The organism is Hymenobacter sp. YIM 151500-1, assembly GCF_025979885.1.
Lineage (GTDB): Bacteria > Bacteroidota > Bacteroidia > Cytophagales > Hymenobacteraceae > Hymenobacter.
The window spans coordinates 2363642-2381241 of record NZ_CP110139.1 but is presented as its reverse complement, the minus strand read 5'-3'; the positions used below and the strand labels follow the sequence as shown (position 1 = coordinate 2381241).

At 60.6% G+C, this 17600-nt stretch carries 15 protein-coding genes and 1 pseudogene; 13 read left to right on the top strand and 3 right to left on the bottom strand.

Translation table 11 applies throughout. The features are described 5' to 3' along the window. The first annotated feature begins 261 nt into the window (after positions 1 to 261). The 3 genes from mutL (at position 262) to OIS53_RS09940 (ending at position 4339) form a co-directional block, all read left to right on the top strand. Positions 262 to 2313: a DNA mismatch repair endonuclease MutL gene (gene mutL / locus OIS53_RS09950; protein ID WP_264682255.1), complete on the top strand. Its 2052-nt coding sequence runs from the start codon at positions 262 to 264 to the stop codon at positions 2311 to 2313. A 232-nt stretch (positions 2314 to 2545) separates the two neighbouring features. Beyond that, positions 2546 to 3331 carry a rhomboid family intramembrane serine protease gene (locus OIS53_RS09945; protein ID WP_264682254.1) on the top strand — a complete coding sequence of 262 codons (786 nt, stop codon included), beginning with the start codon at positions 2546 to 2548 and terminating at the stop codon, positions 3329 to 3331. A gap of 108 nt (positions 3332 to 3439) precedes the next feature. Further along, complete coding sequence (locus tag OIS53_RS09940) at positions 3440 to 4339, top strand: rhomboid family intramembrane serine protease (RefSeq protein WP_264682253.1); 900 nt, start codon at positions 3440 to 3442, stop codon at positions 4337 to 4339. A 135-nt stretch (positions 4340 to 4474) separates the two neighbouring features. On the opposite strand, the gene mdh is transcribed toward OIS53_RS09940, so the two are convergent. Together mdh and tilS are read right to left on the bottom strand one after the other, a co-directional pair. Then, entirely contained in the window at positions 4475 to 5416 is a 942-nt protein-coding gene (gene mdh / locus OIS53_RS09935; protein WP_264682252.1) for a malate dehydrogenase, read from the bottom strand. 157 nt (positions 5417 to 5573) lie between these two features. Continuing rightward, entirely contained in the window at positions 5574 to 6902 is a 1329-nt protein-coding gene (gene tilS, locus OIS53_RS09930; RefSeq protein ID WP_264682251.1) for a tRNA lysidine(34) synthetase TilS, read from the bottom strand. Positions 6903 to 7278: 376 nt separating this feature from the next. On the opposite strand from tilS, the gene OIS53_RS09925 reads away from it, so the two are divergent. From OIS53_RS09925 to OIS53_RS09890, 8 genes and pseudogenes are all read left to right on the top strand, one after another. Then, on the top strand, positions 7279 to 8928 hold the full coding sequence (locus OIS53_RS09925; RefSeq protein ID WP_264682250.1) for an OstA-like protein: 1650 nt from the start codon (positions 7279 to 7281) through the stop codon (positions 8926 to 8928). Positions 8929 to 8988: 60 nt separating this feature from the next. Next, positions 8989 to 9816: an outer membrane protein assembly factor BamD gene (locus OIS53_RS09920; RefSeq protein WP_264682249.1), complete on the top strand. Its 828-nt coding sequence runs from the start codon at positions 8989 to 8991 to the stop codon at positions 9814 to 9816. Between the two features lie 126 nt (positions 9817 to 9942). Next, positions 9943 to 10287: a DNA-directed RNA polymerase subunit omega gene (locus OIS53_RS09915; protein ID WP_264682248.1), complete on the top strand. Its 345-nt coding sequence runs from the start codon at positions 9943 to 9945 to the stop codon at positions 10285 to 10287. A 201-nt stretch (positions 10288 to 10488) separates the two neighbouring features. Then, positions 10489 to 11025 (top strand): annotated as a pseudogene (locus OIS53_RS09910) (flavoprotein); the annotation flags it as partial. A 307-nt stretch (positions 11026 to 11332) separates the two neighbouring features. Beyond that, positions 11333 to 11983: a phosphopantothenoylcysteine decarboxylase gene (locus tag OIS53_RS09905; protein ID WP_264682247.1), complete on the top strand. Its 651-nt coding sequence runs from the start codon at positions 11333 to 11335 to the stop codon at positions 11981 to 11983. Continuing rightward, the gene (gene porD / locus OIS53_RS09900; RefSeq protein WP_264682246.1) at positions 11976 to 12902 is read left to right on the top strand and encodes a type IX secretion system protein PorD; all 927 of its coding nucleotides are present in this window, start codon (positions 11976 to 11978) and stop codon (positions 12900 to 12902) included. The genes OIS53_RS09905 and porD overlap by 8 nt, the downstream gene beginning before the upstream one ends. A gap of 172 nt (positions 12903 to 13074) precedes the next feature. Beyond that, a complete protein-coding gene (recN, locus tag OIS53_RS09895; RefSeq protein ID WP_264682245.1) occupies positions 13075 to 14748 on the top strand; it encodes a DNA repair protein RecN in 1674 nt (557 codons plus the stop codon). A gap of 137 nt (positions 14749 to 14885) precedes the next feature. Further along, positions 14886 to 15707, top strand: a complete 822-nt coding sequence (locus OIS53_RS09890) for an enoyl-ACP reductase FabI (RefSeq protein ID WP_264682244.1) — start codon at positions 14886 to 14888, stop codon at positions 15705 to 15707. Between the two features lie 86 nt (positions 15708 to 15793). On the opposite strand, the gene OIS53_RS09885 is transcribed toward OIS53_RS09890, so the two are convergent. Then, positions 15794 to 16036: a Kazal-type serine protease inhibitor domain-containing protein gene (locus OIS53_RS09885; RefSeq protein ID WP_264682243.1), complete on the bottom strand. Its 243-nt coding sequence runs from the start codon at positions 16034 to 16036 to the stop codon at positions 15794 to 15796. A gap of 232 nt (positions 16037 to 16268) precedes the next feature. Here OIS53_RS09885 and OIS53_RS09880 point away from each other — a divergent pair, with 232 nt between their 5' ends. Then, positions 16269 to 16652, top strand: a complete 384-nt coding sequence (locus OIS53_RS09880) for a cytochrome P450 family protein (RefSeq protein ID WP_264682242.1) — start codon at positions 16269 to 16271, stop codon at positions 16650 to 16652. Between the two features lie 9 nt (positions 16653 to 16661). Next, complete coding sequence (locus OIS53_RS09875; protein WP_264682241.1) at positions 16662 to 17579, top strand: cytochrome P450; 918 nt, start codon at positions 16662 to 16664, stop codon at positions 17577 to 17579. Positions 17580 to 17600: the final 21 nt, after the last annotated feature.

Below are 17600 nucleotides of genomic sequence, written 5' to 3'. Positions count from 1 at the left end.
GAAATAGCCCTACTTTTGCCCACTCTCGTGCGGGCTCCAGCGGAGCGCCGGCCGGGGCCGCCGCTGGTGTTTGTGGCCGCGGCGTCCCTGCCAACTTTCCCCTTCCTAACGCACCAGCGCAAAAATCCGTCCAGTGCGGCGCGCACAAAAGCTGGCCGCAAACTTACGGATTATTTCCCGACGCCGGTTGTAGTCAGGCACCTAGGGCCGGCCGCTGGCGGGGTGAACCGCCCGCCTTTCTCGTCGAAATTCCTTTTGTGTATGGCAGATATTATTCAGCTGCTCCCCGAGTACTTAGCCAACCAGATTGCGGCTGGCGAGGTGGTGCAGCGCCCGGCTTCGGTGGTGAAAGAACTCCTGGAAAACGCCGTGGACGCCGGCGCCACCCAGGTGCAGCTCATCGTGAAAGAAGCCGGCAAGCAGCTGGTGCAGGTGGTCGACAACGGCTCGGGCATGAGCCCCACCGACGCGCGCATGAGCCTGGAGCGCCACGCCACCTCCAAAATCCGCACCACCGACGACCTGTTCCGCATCCGTACCCTGGGGTTCCGGGGCGAGGCCCTGGCCTCCATTGCCGCCGTATCCCAGCTGGAGCTGCGCACCAAGCAGCGCGACCAGGATACCGGCACCCTGCTGCTGGTGGAAGGCTCCCAGATCAGCTCCCAGCAGCCCGTAGCCTGCCCCGACGGCACCAGCATCAGCGTCAAGAACCTGTTCTTCAACGTGCCGGCCCGCCGCAACTTCCTCAAGAGCAACGCGGTGGAAATGCGCCACATCCTGGACGAGTTTCAGCACGTGGCCCTGGCAAATCCGCAGATTGGCTTCTCGCTGTTTCAGAACGACCTGGAGGTGTTCAACCTGCCGGCCGGCAAGCTAAGCCAGCGCATCGTAAGCCTGCTCGGCAACGGCTACAAGGAGCAGCTGGCCCAGGTGGAGGAGGTGACGCCCTTTATTACCGTAAAGGGCTTTATCGGTAAGCCGGAGTCGGCCAAGAAAAGCCGGGGCGACCAGTTTTTCTTCGTCAACAACCGGTTTATCCGCTCGGCCTACCTCAACCACGCCGTGCTGGCCGCCTACGAAGGCCTGTTGCCTAAAGACACGCACCCGTTCTACGTGCTGTTTCTGGAGCTGGACCCCAAGGCCATCGACATCAATGTGCACCCCACCAAGACGGAAATCAAGTTCGAGGACGAGAAGACCGTGTACGCCATTGTGCGGGCCGCCGTGAAGCAAAGCCTGGGCCTGCACAACATGGCGCCCTCCCTGGATTTTGACGGGGACGTGAACTTCGCCCCCATTCAGCCCCTGCGCCTAGCGGGCACCGAGCAGCACCCGTTTACGCAGGACTTCCAGCCGGACGCCCTGGCCTCGGCCGCCGCTCGCGCGGCCACGCCTCGCACGACACCTGCCGGTTTTCCCCCCGCCCGAACCGATGCGTACGAGCGGCAATTGCCGCCCCGGCCTACTGAGCAGGCCAAGCGGGAGCTGGAAGAGTTTTATAAAAGTCTTCAGCAGGTAAAGGTGCCCGATGTGGAGCGCGAAGCCACAGCCACCGGCGTGCCGGTGCCCTCGGCCACCGCCTTCACTGCCGCCCGTCCCGCGCCGCCTGTTCCTGAAGCTGAAGATGAGTCCGGAGCCTCTGTAGCAGCGGCAGCTTTTGCTGGCCTGCCGCCCTTGGAAACTATTCCAGCTCAATCCGCCGCCCCGGCGCCGGAGTTGCCCCTGCGCGAGTCGTCCACGGGGCCGGGCAATAAGGTGCTCCAGCTGCACCAGCAGTATCTGCTGGTGCCCGTGAAATCGGGCGTCATGCTGATTGACCAGGTGGCGGCGCGGGAGCGAATCCTGTTTGAGCAGTACGCTCAGGCCCTGGAGCGCGACACCAGCGCCTCCCAGACCCTGCTGTTTCCGCGCACGGTCACGTTTACGCCCCAGGATTTCGCCGTGCTGCGCGAAGTAGAAGAAGCCCTGCGTGCCCTGGGCTTCCGCTTCACCGACTTCGGCAAAAACACCATTGCCGTGGAGGGCATTCCGGCCGACGTGCCGGCCCGCGACGAAAAGGAGCTGCTGGAAGGCCTCATCGAGCAGTTTCGCACCGGCAGCGGCACCGTTAAGCTGGACCGCCGTGAGCAGTTGGCCCGCGCCCTGGCCCGGCGCGTGGCGGCCAGCGCCGCCGGCTCCCGCCTCTCCGAGCTGGAAATGACGGCCCTCGTGGATAAGCTCTTCGCCTGCCAGGTACCCAACTACACCCCCGACGGCCGCCGCACCCTGGTACTGCTGGAGCTGGGCCAGCTGCAAGCTTTCTTTACTCGCTAAATCACAGATTATGCAGATTGGCCTGATTTCGCAGAGTGCCAGCTGATGCCGGCAGCGCGAAGCTTCCGCTTCACGCATCGTTGAACGCCATTCGTACGGGCGTCGAAGGCCACAATCATCCAACGATGCGCGAAGCTTCCGCTTCGCGCTGCCGGCAGCCAGCGAATTCAACCGAATTCCCGTAAGCACAAAAAATCTGTGAAATCACCTTAATCTGCCCAATCTGCGCTTCATGTTCCAGCTCACGCCTACGGTTCGCAACCTGCTCATCGCCAATGTGGTGGTGTTTTTTATCACCTTGCAGCTGGGCAGCCGGGTGGGATTGTTGGGCATGTATCCGTTTGAGTCATCGTATTTCCGGGTGTGGCAGCCGCTGACGCACATGTTTATGCACGGCGGCCTGGGGCATCTGTTCTCCAACATGCTGGGGCTTATGGTCTTCGGGCCGATGCTGGAGCAGCGCTGGGGCGCCCGTCGCTTTCTCACTTACTGGCTGATTTGCGGCCTGGGGGCGGGGCTGCTCTACAACGGGGTGCGCTCCTACGAGCTGAACGGTATGCAGCGGGACATTACAACCTTCCAGCGGGAGCCCACCGGTGTGCACCTGATGGACTTCGTCGACAACCATTTGAAGCAGCACCGTGAGGCGTACGAAACCGTAGCCACCCAGCTGCACCGCACCCCCAACGACCCGCAACTGATCAGCGGGGCGCTGGCCTCAATGCAGAGAATGTATGAGGACAGCATAAGCGCGCCCATGGTAGGGGCGTCGGGGGCCCTGTTTGGGGTGATGCTGGCCTTTGCTTTCTTCTTCCCGAATACCGTATTGGTGCTCTTCCCCATACCAATCCCCGTGAAGGCCAAGTACCTGATTGGCTTCTATGGTCTCTACGAGTTCTACACGGGCGTGCATCGCGTGCCTGGTGACAATGTGGCGCACTTCGCCCACTTAGGCGGAATGCTGGTAGGGCTGATCTTGTTGCTACTCTGGCAGCGCGACCGGACCCGCCTGTACTAAGTTGTCAGAAGCAGTCACCCGGCGGGCCGCTAGCCCGAAAATTGCGGAAATTACCGCTTCGTTGCGGCCGCTGCCCTGCGTGGCCCGACTTTCAAACTTGCCTCACTCATGAGTATTTTCAATGACATCCGGACCGCTTTTAGCCGCCGCGACAATGCCCTGAATCAGCTGTTGCTGATTAACGTGCTGGTATTCGTGTTCTTGGTGCTCACCAACGCGGTGATGCGGCTGTCGGGTACGTTCGAGTATTATCCCAGCGTGCTGCGGCAGTTTGTGCTGCCTTCCGACTTGCCTTCCCTGCTACGCCACCCCTGGACGCTGCTTACGTACGCCTTCACCCACGAAGGACCGTTCCATATTCTGTTCAACCTGCTGAACCTGTACTGGTTTGGGGCGCTCATTCGTGAATACCTGGGCAACCGCCGGCTGGTGAGTCTGTACGTCTTGGGGGCGTTGGCGGGTGGCGTGTTGTTTCTGCTGGCCTTCAACTTGCTGCCGGCCCTGCGTGGCATGGTGGGGATGCCCTTGTTGGGCGCCTCAGCATCCGTGACGGCCGTGATTATGGCCGCGGCCACGCTGCTCCCGGAGTACACGTTTATGCTGTTTCTGTTTGGGGCCGTGCGCATCAAATACATTGCGGCCGTGGTAATTCTGCTGTCGGTGCTGGCTATTAACCAGGGCAACCCCGGCGGCGGCATTGCCCACATTGGCGGGGCGCTTATCGGCTTTCTGTTTGTGAAGCAGCTCCAGCGCGGCCGTGACCTGGGCCGCCCCGTGCAGGCCGTCGGCGACTGGGTAGGGGCGCTGCTCAGCGGCCGGCCCCGCCTGCGCGTATCGCACCGTAGCACGCCGGCCCCAGCCCCCAGCGCGCCGGCCCCCAAGAAAAGTGCCTTTCCCAGGCCCGAGCAAGACGAAATCGACCTGATTCTGGATAAGATTTCCCGCTCCGGCTACGAAAGCCTGTCAAAAGACGAAAAGCAGAAGCTCTTCCGCGCCAGCCAGAAGTAGGAGCGCAGATTGTGCAGATTAATTGGATTGCGCAAATTTTAAATATTAGAAGGGCCACCTGGACAGCTGCCAAGTGGCCCTTCTAGTATCAAGCCCAGAATCTAAGTTCTAGGCTCTAACCTCTCACTTCTACACCTAGGCCGAAGCCTGGCTCATGTTGTCGAGAGCGTCCATTACTTCTTTCACGTGGCCGCGGGAGGTTTCGAGCAGAGCTTTTTCCTCGTCGTTGAGTTGCAGCTCGATAACCCGCTCAATGCCGTTTTTGCCCAGAATAACCGGGGCGCCCAGGTACACGCCGTTAATACCATACTCGCCTTGCAACTCGATGCACACGGGGAACACGCGGCGCTGGTCGCGCACGATGGCCTCGACCATCTGGGCGGCAGCGGCGCCGGGGGCGTACCAGGCCGAGGTGCCCATGAGCTTCACCAACTCACCGCCGCCCACGGCCGTGCGCTGCACAATGGCGTCGAGCTTGTCTTTCTCAATCAGCTCCGTCACAGGGATGCCGCCCACGGTGGTGTAGCGGGGCAGGGGCACCATGGTGTCGCCGTGGCCGCCCATGAGCACCGCCTGAATATCTTTGGGACTCACGTTGAGGGCCTCGGCCAGGAAGGCGCGGTAGCGGGCCGTATCCAGGATGCCGGCCATGCCAAACACCTTCTCGCGGGGCAAACCCGAAGTTAGGTGGGCCTGGTAGGTCATTACGTCCAGCGGGTTCGACACCACAATGATGATGGCGTTGGGTGAGTGCTGCACCACCTGCTCCGTTACCGACTTCACGATGCCGGCGTTGGTCGAAATCAGGTCGTCGCGGCTCATGCCCGGCTTGCGGGGCAGGCCCGAGGTAATGACTACCACATCGGAGCCCGCCGTGCGGCTGTAGTCGCCGGTGACGCCCACCGTGCGGGAGTCGTAGCCGATGATGGGGGCTTTCTGCCAGATATCGAGGGCCTTGCCTTCGGCGAAGCCTTCTTTGATGTCAACTAGTACAATCTCGTTGGCAATTTCGCGGGTGGCCAATACGTCGGCGCAGGTTGCGCCCACGTTGCCGGCTCCAACTACAGTAACTTTCATCAGAGAATGGAATTGGGTGGTACGTTTGAATTCGGAGCCTAAAGCTACTTTATAGAAATGAGAAGGTGAGACATGAGAAGTGAGACTTTGTTCAGGCAGCATAGCTTCCAGTGCATAAAGTCTCACTTCTCATGTCTCACCTTCTCATTTCTACACTTCACATCCGCTTCACCACCAGCACCCGTTCTGTTTCGTCCGTCACCTTGAACCGCTCATCTGGCCGGAAGCCGATAACCCAGGCTATTTTGCCGTCGGCGGAGACGAGCACCTGCACCTGGTCTTTGAGGTTGAGGGGCACTTTCTGGTCGATGAGGAAGTCGGAAAGCTTCTTTTTGCCTTTGAGGCCGATGGGCATAAACCAGTCGCCCTCCTGCCAGGGGCGCACCGTGAGCGGAAATTTGAGCTGGTCGGCATCGAGGGCGGCTACGGCTTTGCCGCGCGGAATGTCGAAGCCCTCGGTGCGTTCCAGCAGCTCGGTGCGCAAGTGCAGGCCGTCGATTTTCAGGGCCTCCTGCCCGGCCTGGAGCTGGTGGGTGCCGAATTTGGTGAGGCTGCGCGGGGTGATGACCAGCTGCTCCCGGTCCTTGACCAGCCGGTGCGTCGGCGACTCGAAGCGCCGGCCTGGCTCGGCTCCAAAGCTGTGCACAATGTCTTTTACCACCAGGTAAGAGAAGCCGAAGGGCCGCAGCAGCTCGTGCAGCACGAGCGTGGTGGCGGCCGTGCGCTGCAAAGTGCGGATGTCGAGGTAGGTAGCTTCGGGCTCCTGGCGCTGGGCCTGGGCGGCGGTTTCCTCCACGTAGCGCCGCACGATTTCCTCGGCCCCGCCCACCCGCTCGGCCGTAATGCTCAGGGTCTGGTCGAGGTTGGGGTTGATGTCGCGCAGCACGGGCAGCACCTCCAGGCGCAGGCGGTTGCGCTGGTACACGGGCGAGTCGTTGGAGGCATCTTCGCGCCAAATCAGGCGGTTTTCCACCACGTAGTCATACAGGTCTTCCTTGCCCACGGCCAGCAGGGGCCGCACCAGGCGGCCGGCTTTGGGCCGGATGCCGTGCAGGCCGGCCAGGCCGGTGCCGTGGGTGAGGTTGAGCAGCATGGTTTCGGCCGTGTCGCGCTGGTGGTGGGCCGTGGCAATGTAGTCGAGGCCCTGGGCCTGGCGCGTCCGCTCAAACCACTCGTAGCGCAGGGCGCGGGCCGCCATCTGGACTGAAATGCTTTCCTGCTGGGCAAACTGCTTGGTCTGAAAGAACTCCACGAAGTAGGGCACGTCGTACTGGGCCGCCAGCTTGCGCACAAACTGCTCGTCGGCGTCGGCCTCCTCGCCGCGCAGCCCGAAGTGGCAGTGGGCCACGGCAAACGCCACCCCCAGCTTGCGCAGCACGTGGGCCAGCACCACCGAGTCGAGCCCGCCGCTGACGGCGACGAGCAGCTTATCGGTAGGGGAGAAGAGCTGGTGTTCTTGAATGTAAGCTTGAATACGGTCGAGCATGGCAGACGTGGACCTCACCCCCTAGCCCCCTCTCCAAAAGAGAGGGGGGACTAGTTTTCTAGCTCTAGTTCCCCTCCTTAGAAAGGAGGGGCTGGGGGTAGTTGACAATCGACAGAACGATTTTTAGCACTAGTTCTAACATCGTTCTACCGTCAATCAACCACCCCTAACCCCTCCTTTCCAAGGAGGGGAACTAGAATCTAGCTTTGCTAACCTAGCAACTAGTCCCTCCTCTCTTTTGGAGAGGGGGCTAGGGGGTGAGGTTTCGGAGAAGAGATGGTACTACACTATCCCGCAAAGAAAGCCGTTAGCAGCGGGCCTTCCGTACCTTTGCGCTGAAATGTCCTTTCCTAAGTCTGTTTTCCTTTTCCTTCTCTTGCTGCTGCCGGTCCTGGTGTGGGGGCAGCAGCTTCCAGCACCGCGCCCCGGCACCCAACCCGCACCGCCCAAAGGCCAGCAGATTGAGCTACTGCCTGGTGCTGGCAAATTGGTGGGAGGTGATTTTAACGGCGTCGAGATACGGAAGATCATAGGCAACGTGAGCTTTCGGCAGGGTACTACGCTACTCTATTGCGACTCAGCCTATCAGTACACGGAGCGCAATGCGCTGGAGGCATTTAGCAATGTGCGTATCATCCAGAACGACACCATCACCATCACCGGCGACCGGGGCACCTACGACGGCGACACCCGCCAGGCCCGCCTCACCGGTAACGTGACCATGCGCGACCCGCGCATGACGCTCACCACCCAAGCCCTCGACTACGACCTGAACCGCAACCTGGCCTACTACAGCACCGGCGGCCACCTCCAGGACCCCGAAAACACCCTCGACAGCCGCTTCGGCTACTACAACACCCAGAGCAAGGTGTTCAGCTTTAAGCGCGACGTGAAGCTGGTAACCAAAGACAACACCATCGACACCGACACGCTCCAGTACAACACGGTTTCCAAGGTGGCTACGTTTCTGGGGCCCACGCGCATCAAGGGCCGCCAGGGCACGCTTTATGCCGAAAATGGTACCTACAATACCATCACGCGCGTATCCAACTTCGCCCAGAATGCCAAAATCGAGACGCCGAACTACCTGCTGGGCGGCGACCGGCTGATGTACGACGAAGCCCGGCAGTACGGTGTGGCCACCGGCCGCGTGTCGATGACCTCGAAGAAAGACAACCTCGTGATTCGGGGCGACGTGGGGCGGTACTGGCGCACGGAGGGCCGGGCCAAGGTGTACGGCAGCCGCCCGGTGATGCGCAATATCTCGGACCGGGACACGCTCTACCTATCGGCCGACACGCTGGTGAGCGTGGAAGGGCGCCCGCCCCGCAACGAGGCCGGCATCATCTACGCCTACCGCAAGGTGCGCATCTTCCGCCGCGACTTGCAGGGCCGCTGCGACTCGCTGACCTACAACCGCCAGGACTCCGTCATCTACCTCAGCCACGACCCGGTACTCTGGAATGAGCGCAACCAGCTCACGGCCGACAGCATGGAGATTCAGCAGCGCCGCGGCAAAATCGACCAGATGCGCCTGTACGGCAACGCCTTCATTGCGGGCCAGGATACGCTGCTGAACTTCAATCAGGTGAAGGGCCGCACCATGGTGGCCTACTTCCGGGAGAGTGCCATAAAAAAAGTGGATGTGCTTGGCAACGCCGAGAGCCTCTACTATGCTCTTGAGGGCGACACGGCCGTGAGCGGCCTGAACAAAGCCGTGGCCGCCACCATGGCCCTGCGCTTCGACCAGCGCAAGCTCCAGACCATCACCTTCCGCACCAACCCCGATGCCAGCTTTATTCCACCCCACGAGCTGACGCCCGCCGACCAGAAGCTCAAGGGTTTCCAGTGGCGGGAAAAGGAACGCCCTACGCGCCGCCTGACGTTAGGCAAGCACTTTGCGGCGCCGGCCAAGCCCAAGAAAAAGGCCGCTCCCGTCAAGAAGAAAGCCCCGGTCCGCAAGCCGGCCCCGGCCAAACCCAAGCCCCGCCGCCCGGCACCCCCGCCGGTGGCCGGCCGCAAGTAGGAAGCTCCTGGTGGAGAAGTGCTGCCGCGGCTACAATTTATCCTTACCTTTGCGCCCCTTATGCTGTCTTTCCGCCCTACCTTGTTTGTCTTGTTGCTGAGCGCGTTGCTGCTGGGCTCGTGCAGCGGCTACCAGAAGCTGCTCAAGAGCACCGACGTAAACAAGAAGTACGAAGCTGCCATTCAATACTACGAGAAAGGCGACTTTTTCAAGGCTGGCACCCTGCTGGAAGAGCTGATTCCGCTGCTAAAGGGCCGGCCTGAGGCTGAGAAAGCCCAGTTCTACTTTGCCAATACCAACTTCCGCCAGCGCAACTACACGCTCAGCGCCTACTACTTCCGGCAGTTTGCCGACACTTACCCGAACTCGCCCTACGCCGAAGAGGCGAACTTCATGTACGCCAAGTCGCAGTTCCGCGACTCGCCGGAGTTCCAGCTCGACCAAACCAGCACGTTCTCGGCCCTGGAAGGCATCCAGGATTTCCTGAACCGCTACCCCGAAAGCAAGTTCCGGCCCGAGGCCGAGAATATGTCCAGGGAGCTGCAAACCAAGCTGGAGAACAAGGCCTTCCGCAGCGCCCGCCTCTACTACGACCTCCGCTACTACCAGTCGGCCGTGACGGCGCTGGCGGGCTTCCAGCAGCAGTTTCCGGCCTCGGCCTTCAACGAGGAAGCCGCCTTCCTGAAGCTCAGCGCTCAGTACGACCTGGCCCGCGAAAGCGTGGAAGAAAAGCAGCGCGAACGGTACCTGGAAGCCATTGCCTTCTACCAAAATTTCGTGGATACCTATCCGAAAAGCAAAAACCTCAAGGACGCCGAGCGCATGTACGAAGACGCCCGTGAGCAGGTAGCCAAGCTCAAACCCGCCGACTCAACTGCCGCAAATTAATGTGCGGAATGTGGTAGAATATGAAAATGATAAAGCTGGCTGTGCGGCCACGCATGTTCTTACTTTTCACATCTACTGCCTTCAGCCACATTCCGCACATTACCAACACATTTTCACATTCCTGATATGAAGACTCCTAATAACGTCCCCGCCTCCATCGTGACCCGCAACATGTCGGACTTCACCGAGGACACCGGCAACGTGTATGAGAGCATTGCCATCATTTCGAAGCGTGCCAACCAGATTGCCGTGAAGCTGAAGGAAGAGCTGAATAGCAAGCTGGCCGAGTTTGCCACCACCGTCGATAACCTGGAGGAGGTGTTTGAGAACCGGGAGCAAATCGAAATCAGCAAGCACTACGAGCGGCTGCCCAAGCCCACTAACTTGGCCGTAGAGGAGTTCCTGGAAGGCAAAGTGTACTTCCATACTCCCGAGGAAGAAGAGCAAACCGAAACCCGCAAGGCGGAGTAGGCAGAATACGACCAGGATAAAAGAACGTCATGCCTTATCTGACGTCCGCTTGCCGAAGCATCTCTACCGCGGGCTAACTTCTGTTGTTAGCAACAAAGCGGTAAGCGGTAGAGATGCTTCGGCAAGCGGACGTCAGATAAGGCATGACGTTCTGGCTTTCAGTTTTCTCACTTCTTACCTCTGACTTCTCACTTCTAAATCATGCAAGGGCGTAAGATACTGCTGGGCGTGAGCGGCAGCATTGCGGCGTATAAGTCGGTGGTGCTGGTGCGGCTGCTGGTGAAAGCCGGCGCCGAGGTGCAGGTACTCCTGACGCCGGCGGCTACGGCCTTCGTGACGCCGCTTACGCTGGGCACGCTTTCTAAGAAGCCAGTATTGCAGGGTTTTTTGAAGGACGAGCAAGCCGGCGAGTGGCACAACCACGTTCACCTGGGGTTGTGGGCCGATGCGCTGGTGGTGGCGCCGGCCTCGGCTAATACCCTGGCCCACCTCGCCAACGGCCTCTGCGAAACCCTGCTCGATGCCGTCTACCTCTCGGCCCGCTGCCCCGTGTTTCTGGCCCCGGCCATGGACCTCGATATGTACCAGCACCCCGCCACTCAGGCCAACCTCCAGCGCCTGCGCAGCTACGGCAATACCATCTGGGACTCGCCCGCCGGCGAGCTGGCCAGCGGCCTTAGCGGCCCCGGCCGCATGCTGGAGCCGGAAGACATTGTGGCGGAGCTGGAAAGGTTTTTCAAGTAGAAACTGAGAAGTAACAAGTAAAAATAGTGAGGCGTCTTCGCCTTGTGTGAGGGTTGAGAGTCTTGCGCAGAGAAGCTGTTTAGGAAGTTGATAGACCGTCATGCTTCATCTGACGTCCGCTTGTTGAAGTATCTCTACCTCTGGCTAATTTTTAACGCTTGCTCAGCGAAGCGGTAGAGATGCTTCGCGGGGCTCAGCATGACGGTCTTGTATGTTTCAAACAATCTTCCAAATAGCTTCACCTCGTTGTGCTATACGTTCCAATTTTTAATTCCTAATTCTTAATTTTTAATTCAAAAAAATGCACGTCCTCGTCACGGCTGGCCCCACGTATGAACCACTGGACCCGGTGCGCTTCATCGGCAACCACAGCACCGGCAAAATGGGCTACGCCTTGGCCGAAGCCTTTGCCGAGGCCGGCGCGAACGTGACCCTTATCAGCGGCCCTACCAACCTGCCGGACCCTGCGGCCGCGCGCATCCGTACTCAGCGCGTGGAAACAGCCGACCAGATGTATGCCGCCGCCGCTGCCGTGGCTCCGGTGGCCGACGTGTGGGTGTTTGCCGCCGCCGTGGCCGACTATAAGCCGGCGCAGGCGGCCACCCAGAAAATCAAAAAAGACGGCGACACGCTCACGCTGGAGCTGGTCAAGAACGTGGATATTGCCGCTACGCTGGGCCGAACGAAGCGGCCTGAACAATATTCGGTAGGTTTTGCGTTGGAGACGAACGATGAGCGGGCTTACGCCCTCGACAAGCTCCGGCGCAAAAACTTTGACCTGGTAGTGTTGAACTCCCTGCGCGACGCGGGAGCCGGGTTTCGGCACGATACCAACCAAGTGACGCTGCTGGAAGCCGACGGGCGCGTGACTACCTTTGAGCTGAAGCTCAAGGCCGAGGTGGCCCGCGACATCGTGCGTACCGTTCTTGCCCGTTTGCCCCATCATGCGTAACCTCTTTTTGCCTTCTTTGCTGCTCCTGCTGGCCTTGTTGCTGGCACCCGGCGCCGTCTGCGCCCAGGAACTGCTCAGCGAAGTGCGCGTCACCACCGAAAACGTCACCGTGGCGGACCGCCAGCTGATTCAGCAGATGCAGAACGACATCCAGACGTTTCTTAACACGCGCACCTTCACCAACCAAACCTACCGGCCCGAGGAGCGGATTCGGTGTCGCTTGTTTATCGGCATCCGGGATATTCCGCAAACCGGCACGTACCGGGCCACCGTGCGCATTCTGAGCACCCGCCCCGTGTACGGCACCGGCTACGAAACTAATCTGCTGAGCTACGCCGACCCCAGCTGGGTGTTCAACTACTCACCCCAAAACCCGCTCGACTACTCGGAGAATACGTTCGTAGGCAATTTGTCGTCACTGCTGTCTTTTTATGCCTACATCATCATTGGCATGGACCAGGACAGCTTCGCCCGCCTGAGCGGCTCGCCCTACTACGACCGGGCCCGCACGATTCAGACGAATGCCTTGTCGCAGAACGTCACCAATGAAAACGACGCAGGGTGGAGCGACAGTGAAGCCAGCAACCGGTATTGGCTGCTCAACAACCTCCAGGATCCGCAGCTGGAAGCTTTCCGCACCGGCATGTACGCCTACTACCGCCAGGGCATGGACGTGTTCATTACCAAGCCCGAGGAAGCCCGCGCCAGCATTGCCACGGCGCTGCAAGGCGTGCAGCAGGCGGTGCAGCGCCGCCCCGGCACCTTACTGGCCCGCGCCTTTTTCACCACCAAGGCCGACGAAATTGCCAACGTGTTCCGCACCAGCCCCGACCAGCAGCAGAAAACCCAGGTCGTAACCCTGCTCAGCGAAGTAGACCCCACCAACTCCGCCAAATACCAGTCCATCCTGCGCCAGTAGCCCTCAGCGAACCTCTATGTAAACCTCAGCGGACCTCAGCGAGAAATTTTTTAGCACCCAAAATTTTGTTTTGCAAAAACTATTGGCATAACACTAAAGGAGTTAGTAGCTTTGCTAAAGCCACCTAGTGATGGTGGCTTTTCTTTTTGTCAGCTCCCTCACGTGGTTTGTTATGCTGATTGACCTTCGCATCCGCAATTACGCCCTGATTGAGCAGCTCCAGCTGCAGCCCTCGGCCTTGCTCAATATCATCACCGGCGAAACGGGCGCCGGTAAGTCCATCATGCTGGGCGCCATTGGCCTGCTGCTCGGCAACCGCGCCGACTCGCGCATGCTCTTCGACACGGAGAAGAAATGCGTGATTGAAGGCCAGTTTGACATCAGCAGCTACCAGCTTCAGGACATTTTTGAGGCCGAAGACCTGGACTACGACACCCAGTGCATTCTGCGCCGCGAAATCAGCCCCGGCGGCAAGTCCCGGGCCTTCGTGAACGACACGCCGGTGACGCTGGAAACCCTGCGCCACATCGGGGCCAACCTCATGGACATCCACTCCCAGCACGACACGCTGCTGCTCGGGGATGCCGTGTTTCAGCTCAACCTGCTCGACCTCTATGCTGGCCTCGTGCCCACGCGCAGCCAGTACAGCAGCGCCTACCGCCAGTACCGCAAGCTCGACGCCGAACTGCGCGAGCTGGAAAGCCGGGTGGCCCAGGCCAACAAGGAGCTGGACTACCACAGTTTTCTGCTCAGTGAGCTGGAAGACGCCCGCCTCGACAACGAAAACCAGGAGGAAGTGGAGCAGGAGGTAAAGGAGCTGGAGCACGCCGAGGAAATCAAATTCAAGCTGACCCACGCCCTGCAAAGCCTCTCGGAAAGTGAATACTGCGCCGCCTCCAGCATGAAAGAGGCCTCCACATTGCTAGGGCAGATTGCCAGCTACTCAGAGCAGGCCAAGGAGCTGAAGCAGCGCCTCGACTCCTGCCTGATTGAGCTACACGACATTGCCGACGAAATAGAAGCTGCCGAGCGTCGCACCGAGGGCGACCCAGCCCGCATCGATGAGCTGCAAGGGCGCCTGAACGTGCTCTACAGCCTCCAGCGCAAGCACCAGGTGCGCGACGTGGTGGCCCTGCTGGCCGTGCGCGACGACTTGCGCGACAAAGTGGGCTCGGTGCTGAACCTGGACAAGCAAATCGGCCGCCTCCGCCGCGACGCCGATGCCGCCCTGGCCACGGCCACCAAGCAGGCCGCCCGCCTCTCGGAGGCCCGGCGCAAATCGTTTCCGAAGTTTGAGAAGGAACTGGCCGCCCTGCTCGCGGACCTGGGCATGCCGCACTCCCGCATTGTGGTGCAGCACCAGGAGGGCCCCCTGGCCGCCAGCGGCCTCGACGTGATTAGTATTCTGTTTACGGCCAACAAGGGCGCCCAGCCCCAGACCCTGAGCAAAGCCGCTTCGGGTGGGGAATTCTCCCGGCTGATGCTGTGCATCAAGTACATGCTGGCCGACAAAACCGCCCTGCCCACGATAGTGTTCGACGAAATTGACACCGGCATCAGCGGGGAAATTGCGGTGAAAGTGGGCCGCATGATGCAGCAGATGGCCAAGAAGCACCAGCTCATTGCCATCAGCCACCTGCCCCAGATGGCCGCCGCCGGCGACGCGCACTATTTCGTGTACAAGGAAGACCGCGCCGACCGCACCGTGAGCCGCATCCGCCCGCTCAACCTCGACGAGCGTATCCAGGAAATTGCCCAGATGATATCCGGCGCCAATCCCAGCCCCCACGCCTTCCAGAGCGCCCGGGAGCTGCTAGCCCTGCGCGGGGCCGAGATGGCGGGGTGAGAAATAGGTGAATGAGCGAATGAGTAACTGAGTGAATGGCTAACTTGCCAGCCGTCAATGAGGCCTTTGGTCAGACATAAAAGCTGACCGGCATCATTCAATTAATCACTCATTCGCTCATTCACTCATTTCACCATATGCCTAACAACCTACTCGCCGGTAAAGTCGGCATCATTTCGGGTGCCCTTGACGAACGGTCTATTGCCTGGAAAGTGGCCCAGCGCGCCTACGCCGAGGGCGCCCGGTTCGTGCTGACCAATGCCCCGCTGGCCATGCGCATGGGCGAAATCAACCGGCTGGCTGAGGAGTGCCAGGCCCCCATCATCCCGGCCGATGCTACGTCGGTGGAGGATTTGGAGAAGCTGTTCAGCGGGGCTCAGGAGCAGCTCGGCGGCAAGCTCGACTTCGTGTTGCACAGCATCGGCATGAGCACCAACATCCGCAAGGGCAAGCACTACGGCGAGCTGAACTACGAGTGGTTTCTGAAAACCCTGGACGTGTCGGCGCTGTCGTTTCATAAGATGATGGCCGTGGCTGAGAAGCAGGACGCCCTCAACGAGTGGGGCTCGGTGGTGGCCCTGAGCTACATTGCCGCCCAGCGCGTATTCCCCGACTACACCGACATGTCGCAGGCCAAGGCCGTGCTCGAAAGCATCGCCCGCAACTACGGCTACCGCCTGGGCAAGCTCAAGAAAGTGCGCGTAAACACCATCAGCCAGTCGCCCACCAAAACCACGGCCGGCACCGGCGTGGGCGGCTTCGACGCCTTCTTCGACTACGCCGACAAGATGTCGCCCCTAGGCAACGCCCCGGCCGAAGCCTGCGCCGACTACTGCATCAGCCTGTTCTCGGACCTGACCCGCTACGTAACCATGCAAAACCTGCTGCACGACGGCGGCTTCAGCAGCACCGGCATCTCGGAAGACATTGTGGGCGTGATTGAGCAGATGAATAGCTAGGCGAGCAGATAATTAACTGCCGCATGAAAAAGCCTGACCACACCGGTCAGGCTTTTTTCTTATTAGATACAGAGACGCGGTACCCCTTACTTCTTGTCCGGGCAGGCGCCTTTGGTGAAGGACTTGACGCCCGCGCCGTTGGTAGCGTTGCAGGCGTTGCTATAGGTTTTCCCGTCACAGCCGCACACGGGGTCGTAGTCGGCGGTGCACAGCACGGCGGGATTTTTCAGGCTGGCATCAACGCAGGCGGTGGAGGGTGCCGGCGTGGTGGGGGTGGTGCAAGCGGCAAGCAGTAGGGCGCCGATGGAGGATAGCACAAGGGTTTTCATAGGGTGATGAAGAAGGGTGGAATGGGGGTGACAGTGTGCGGTGTTGCACGTCACAAAACTATTTTCGATACCCTATATAACAGGTTATGCCAGAGTCAAGAAGACATTAAGATTCCGCCGTTTCAGTTTGGCCGGGCAAGTATGCCGTGGCATCCGCTACGCAATACCTGCCAAGCTCCTCCGCATCCCGGCTGCCGGCCAGCCGTAGGAAGCAGGCAAATACTTGCCTGCTATGCCCGCCATTCCGCGCGACTCTAGCTTTGATTCTACCTTGGACCTGCTGCGCGAGGGGTTTCCGTTTCTGCTGAACCGCAGTGAGCGGCTCGATTCCGACATCTTCCAGATCCGGCTGCTGGGCATGCCGGTGATTTGCCTGCACGGTCCCGAAGGCGCCGAACTGTTCTACAACTCTAGCCGCTTCGTGCGGTTGGGCGCCGTGCCGCGCCGGGTGCAAACCACCCTCATGGGCCAGGATGCCGTGCAAACCCTGGACGGCACCAACCACCGCTGCCGCAAAGACATGTTTATGGCCGTGATGACGCCCGGCAGCCGCCACCGCCTGCTGACGCTGCTGGCCCGCGAGTGGGAAACCGCCGCCCGCCGCTGGGAGCAATAGCCGGAGGTAGTGCTGTTCCCGGAGGTGCAGGACATTCTGTGCCGGGCCGCCTGCGCCTGGTGCCAGGTGCCGTTGCGGGAGGCGGAAGTACGCCGGCGGGCCGCCGACTTTGGGGCTATGGTAGATGCCTTTGGGGCAGTGGGGGCCCGGCACTCGCGGGGCAAGCAGGCCCGGCAGCGGGCCGAAAGCTGGATTCGGGACGTTATCCGGCACGTGCGCCGCGGCTCGCTACGGCCGGCCCACAACTCGCCCTTGGCCGCCATTGCCAGGCACCGGGAGCCGGATGGGAAACTGCTCAGCGACCAGATGGCGGCCGTGGAGTTGATCAACCTGCTGCGGCCTATTGTGGCCATTGCTACTTACGTGACGTTTGCGGCCGTGGCCTTGCACGGGCACCCATCTTACCGGCAACTGCTGCAAAATCCTGAAGAAGACTACACCGAGCTGTTTGTGCAGGAGGTGCGCCGCCACTCGCCGCTTGCGCCGTTTTTGGGCGCGCGGGTATGTGAAGATTTCACCTGGCACGGCTACCGCTTCCCGAAAGGCCGGCTGGTACTGCTCGATGTGTACGGCACCAACCATGACCCCCACCTCTGGCCCGACCCCGATACGTTCTGGCCCGACCGGTTCCGCAACTGGCAGGAGAATCCGTTTGACTTTATCCCGCAGGGTGGGGGAGGCTACGCCACCGGCCACCGCTGCGCCGGCGAGTGGATAACCATCGAAGTCCTGAAGCACGCCGTTACCTTTCTGAGCAGCCGTCTGCGCTACGAGCTGCCGCCGCAGGACCTGGGCTACGACCTGAGCCGCATGCCCACCTTACCCCGTAGTGGCTTCGTAATGCGGAACGTGCAGCTGGTAGGGGAGCCCGCCCACCCACTGCCGGCCGTTCCCGTAGAAGAGGCCAGCGGCTGCCCGTTTCATTAGTAGCTGTTTAGCTAAAGCGTT

Bases quoted from the DNA above. Each gene is read 5' to 3' on its own strand.
- mutL (WP_264682255.1), top strand. From the start codon at position 262: ATGGCAGATATTATTCAGCTGCTCCCCGAGTACTTAGCCAACCAGATT.
- OIS53_RS09880 (WP_264682242.1), top strand. From the start codon at position 16,269: ATGCCCGCCATTCCGCGCGACTCTAGCTTTGATTCTACCTTGGACCTG.
- OIS53_RS09885 (WP_264682243.1), bottom strand. From the start codon at position 16,036: ATGAAAACCCTTGTGCTATCCTCCATCGGCGCCCTACTGCTTGCCGCT.
- OIS53_RS09945 (WP_264682254.1), top strand. From the start codon at position 2,546: ATGTTCCAGCTCACGCCTACGGTTCGCAACCTGCTCATCGCCAATGTG.
- OIS53_RS09890 (WP_264682244.1), top strand. From the start codon at position 14,886: ATGCCTAACAACCTACTCGCCGGTAAAGTCGGCATCATTTCGGGTGCC.
- OIS53_RS09920 (WP_264682249.1), top strand. From the start codon at position 8,989: ATGCTGTCTTTCCGCCCTACCTTGTTTGTCTTGTTGCTGAGCGCGTTG.
- porD (WP_264682246.1), top strand. From the start codon at position 11,976: ATGCGTAACCTCTTTTTGCCTTCTTTGCTGCTCCTGCTGGCCTTGTTG.
- OIS53_RS09915 (WP_264682248.1), top strand. From the start codon at position 9,943: ATGAAGACTCCTAATAACGTCCCCGCCTCCATCGTGACCCGCAACATG.
- OIS53_RS09905 (WP_264682247.1), top strand. From the start codon at position 11,333: ATGCACGTCCTCGTCACGGCTGGCCCCACGTATGAACCACTGGACCCG.
- tilS (WP_264682251.1), bottom strand. From the start codon at position 6,902: ATGCTCGACCGTATTCAAGCTTACATTCAAGAACACCAGCTCTTCTCC.
- OIS53_RS09940 (WP_264682253.1), top strand. From the start codon at position 3,440: ATGAGTATTTTCAATGACATCCGGACCGCTTTTAGCCGCCGCGACAAT.
- recN (WP_264682245.1), top strand. From the start codon at position 13,075: ATGCTGATTGACCTTCGCATCCGCAATTACGCCCTGATTGAGCAGCTC.
- mdh (WP_264682252.1), bottom strand. From the start codon at position 5,416: ATGAAAGTTACTGTAGTTGGAGCCGGCAACGTGGGCGCAACCTGCGCC.